The sequence below is a fragment of the Flavobacterium sp. genome (genome assembly GCF_029242675.1).
Lineage (GTDB): Bacteria > Bacteroidota > Bacteroidia > Flavobacteriales > Flavobacteriaceae > Flavobacterium.
Map to the genome: position 1 here is coordinate 1 of NZ_JAQWTM010000095.1, position 4,253 is coordinate 4,253.

The following is a 4,253-nucleotide window of genomic DNA, read 5'->3' on the forward strand; positions in this document are numbered from 1 at the left end:
TAAACAACAGTTTGATATTACCAAGCCTTTATTTTATGATATTCCAGACGAAAACGGAATTACTAAACATTATAGAATACTTTACAACGCTGATTTTATAGAAATTGTAAAAACAAATAAAGCTCCTGAACTTAGCAGTGAAGATATCGAACAATTAATCGACAACTACGAAGATATTGCACTATGGAAAGAGAAATTCCCAAATGAGAGTTGGATTTTAAAAGGATTTGGTATCATCACACTTTTTGATGCAACTACCGAAAGTGCTATTTCGAACTTAAAAAGCAACCTACTTTTAAAAGAAGACAACCAAGAAAGAAGCAACCCTAAGTTTGAGAAAATTTTTAGATCTATATTCAAATTAAACGATATTAGAGTAGGTCTAATAATTTACAATGAAGAAGAAGACAAATTTATTAGACCGCCATATGATAATGACGATGTAAAAAGTTTTTTATTGGCAGATCACTCAGAGATGACGTGCAGCAATGCCTTTATGGATTGTACAATTGCTCATGTTGTTGATCAACAAAAAATGCTTTCTATTTCGAATGTTGCTCACTTTGCGCAAACTGAAGGCAATGAAAAACTGGGCGAACATTTATTAAAACAAAATATCAAGAGTTGCATTTTTGCTCCTGTGGTAAAGAGCGGAAAATTATTAGGAATAATTGAATTGGTTTCTACAAATATAAGAAGTTTAAACAGCGTCAATGCTACAAATTTAAAGTTAGTTCTTCCGTTTGTCATCGATACAATCGAACGCTACAATGTAGATATCGAAAACCAAATAGAAGCAGTAATTCAACGCGAGTATACTGCAATTCACTCTAGCGTTTACTGGAAATTTAAAAAGGAAGTCGAAAAATATTTAAAGTCAAGTAACAAGAATAAAGATTATATTTTTAAAGAAATCGTATTTAAAGATGTCTACCCTTTGTATGGACAAATTGATATAAAAGGATCCTCTGAGCATCGCAATGAAACTGTAAAAGAAGATTTGAAAAATCAGTTGAGTACGTTGTTAAATATTATCGATAGATTAAATTTAATCAACAATGTACCTCTGTTAGAGCAGCTTAAATTTGAGATGCAAAGTTATTACAATGAATTAAGTTTAGAATTGATGGCAGACACTGAGCAGCAAATTCAAGCATACATACAAAAAGAGATTCATCCTATTTTAGGAAATGAAAAGATCGACGAAGATAATAAAGTATTGATTGCAAACTACTTTTCTGAATTAGATTCTAAGACAGCATTATTTTATCATTCGAGAAAAAACTTTGACGATGCCATGTCGATTATCAATAAAAAAATGGCTTCAATTTTAGATCATGAACAAAAAGAGGCGCAACAAATATTCCCTCATTATTTTGAACGTTTTAAGACAGACGGTGTAGAACACAATTTATATATTGGTGCCTCAATTGCACCTACACAAACTTTTGACACTATGTACTTGAGCAACTTAAGGTTGTGGCAATTGCAAACTTTGTGTAAAATGGAACTAGAGCACCATCGCTTAAAATCTATTTTACCATACGAACTTGACGTTACTTCACTTATCTTAGTTTTTAGTTCGCCGATATCCGTTCGTTTTAGAATGGATGAAAAACGTTTTGACGTAGACGGAACCTACAACGCACGTTATGAAGTAGTAAAAAAGCGTATCGACAAAGCTAATATTAAGGGAACGAAAGAGCGCATCACGCAAAAAGAAAAGATCACAATCGTTTATTCTAATGATTACGAAGAGAAAGAGTATTTAAAGTATATTAAATTCCTGCAATTCAAGAAGATACTCGAGCCTACAATTGAGCAATTTGATGTTCAAGAATTGCAAGGTGTCTCTGGATTGAGAGCATTACGAATTAAAGTTTGCAATACTGATGTTCCAGATGAAGCTTACAGCTATGAAGATTTACTTAACGAAATTAATTAAAGTACTTCCTTAGCCACGAATTGAGTTGAAAGCAATAACAAATGATATTACAGATACGATGATTCCTAGCATGAAAATATTGTAGGTAATCCTCAATAAGCTATACTTTTTTTCTAATACAAGCCCTAAAAAATACAAATCTTTAATCATCGAGTTGTACAAGTATTTATCGTCCTTCATCATTTCGTTTACTGCCCACTCATACTCTTCTAATGGCATTTTAAAGAAGTTACCAAAGAACAATAAATTTACTTTTTTGTCTTCAATATCTTGCCTCGTAAAAGTACCAGTTGTTACTTTAGGACGAGTAGACAAAATGGCAAAAATTATTGATATTACACTAAACATCAACATGATAAATGTTGGGATGATTAAGTAGCTATTATTTGGACTATCTAATTTTGGAATAATAGAAGACAATGCAATAGAAATGATAACAGCATTAACTGATAGTAAGATATTGGCTTTGCTATCTGCAATACCACTTAGACGCGTGTGATTACTTAAAGTAATTCTAAAAAGTGTATCTACTCCCCTGCTGGTCTTTAACTTTTTTGATTTTTTTTTCTTCTTTTTCTTATCCTCTATTTCTTTAGTTGCTACTGTTCCTGCAACAACATCGTCGTTAATTTTATTTTGAATCAATTGTATATTTTTTTCTTTTATAGGTTGCCAATTTTCTAGAGCATATTGGGTGTAATATACATGAAATTGTGAAATGATATGTAGGTTTTCTTTTGCCCATTCTAAATCAGAGTAGAATTTCTGACTAGTTACCTCCCATTCTTTTCTCAGCTTTTCACACAAAGTTAAGTAATCTTCCTTTGCAAAATGCGAGTAGTCAGCATCTTTAATAATTTTCTCTAACTGCGTACGAGGACTGCGATCATAAATGGTAGCTTCGATCACTTTTGCAACAGCGTCAATAAAAACTTGTTCCTTATTATTATCTTTTAAAAACTGAGATACAATGGCGATACTTGATTGCTCATGATTTGTACAACCCATAGTATAACCCGTGTCGTGAAACCAAGCAGCTACAAGTAAAATTTCTGTATCTGTTTCATTCAAAACCTCTGATTTTGCTAGTATTGTAGCAGCCTCAACCACGTTTAAAGTGTGATTAAAATTATGATAGGTAAATGATATAGAAAGATTATCTTTGAGTAATTTACCAACAAATTCTTTGGCTTTTTCGAGGAGGGTCATATACAAATTTTTATACTACTAAATTATGAAATTGTTTCCGGATAATACATTTATAAAAACTAAAATATTCTTATATATTCCAATATCGATCTTGCTGTTACAAGCGTGTGCAACTAAGCACGTGCAATATGGTAAAGATGTAGAAAATCCAGTACCTAATAACGAAAAAGATACGGCAAAAATTGCACATCGTTTTTATTTAATTGGCGACGCCGGGAATGCTGATCAAGAAGAACCTAAACAATTTCTTGAACTGTTTCATGACAAAATTAAAACAGAAGACAAAAATACCACCTTGCTATTTCTAGGAGATAACATTTATCCTAAAGGAATGCCTGACGAAAGTGATAAAAAAAATCACTCAATTGCAGAGAACAAATTAGTTTCACAATTAGCACTTACTAAAGATTTTAAAGGAAAGACTATTTTCATACCAGGTAATCATGACTGGTATAGTGGCATTAAAGGTCTTGAAAGAGAAAGTGAATTTATTACCAATCATCTTAAAGATAAAGAATCTTTTCTACCTGAAAAGTCTTGTGCAATTGACGATGTCAAAATAGATAGCTTGGTAACATTAATTACAATTGATAGCCAGTGGTTTCTAGAAGATTGGGATAAGATCCCTACAATAAATGATAATTGTGACATTAAAACACGTGAAGACTTTTTAACAGAATTAGAGAGTCTTTTAAGTAAGAATAAAGAAAAAACAGTAGTGCTCGCCTTACATCATCCCTTGATGAGTAACGGAAGCCACGGTGGACAATTCTCCCTAAAACAGCAGATTTTTCCGTTGGAGCAACCTATTCCTCTACCGATTATAGGATCTTTCATGAATTTGTTGCGCAAAACATCTGGTATTAGTCCGCAGGATATTCAAAATAAAAAATACCGTGATTTAAGCGACCGCATCCAAACCTTAGTTAAAGGATTCAATAATGTCATCGTAGTGTCAGGACATGATCACAATTTACAGTACATAGACAAAGACAACGTCAAACAAATTATTAGTGGCGCTGGATCTAAAACGCAAGCAGCAAAAGCAGTGTACCCTAATGACTTTTCTTATGGTAAAAATGGATTTGCAACTTTAGAC

General features: G+C 32.4%; 3 protein-coding genes. 2 read left to right on the forward strand and 1 reads right to left on the reverse strand.

Annotation, left to right across the window (positions count from 1 at the left end; all coding sequences use genetic code 11):
* On the forward strand, positions 1–1,945 hold a 1,945-nt coding region (locus tag P8M54_RS03830), incomplete at its 5' end, for a GAF domain-containing protein (RefSeq protein ID WP_300285408.1).
* A 9-nt stretch (positions 1,946–1,954) separates the two neighbouring features.
* Here the strand turns inward: P8M54_RS03830 and P8M54_RS03835 are convergent.
* On the reverse strand, positions 1,955–3,154 hold the full coding sequence (locus P8M54_RS03835) for a Pycsar system effector family protein (RefSeq protein ID WP_300285409.1): 1,200 nt from the start codon (positions 3,152–3,154) through the stop codon (positions 1,955–1,957).
* 25 nt (positions 3,155–3,179) lie between these two features.
* Here P8M54_RS03835 and P8M54_RS03840 point away from each other — a divergent pair.
* Positions 3,180–4,253 (forward strand): metallophosphoesterase (locus P8M54_RS03840; protein WP_300285412.1); only part of this gene is annotated, 1,074 nt, incomplete at its 3' end.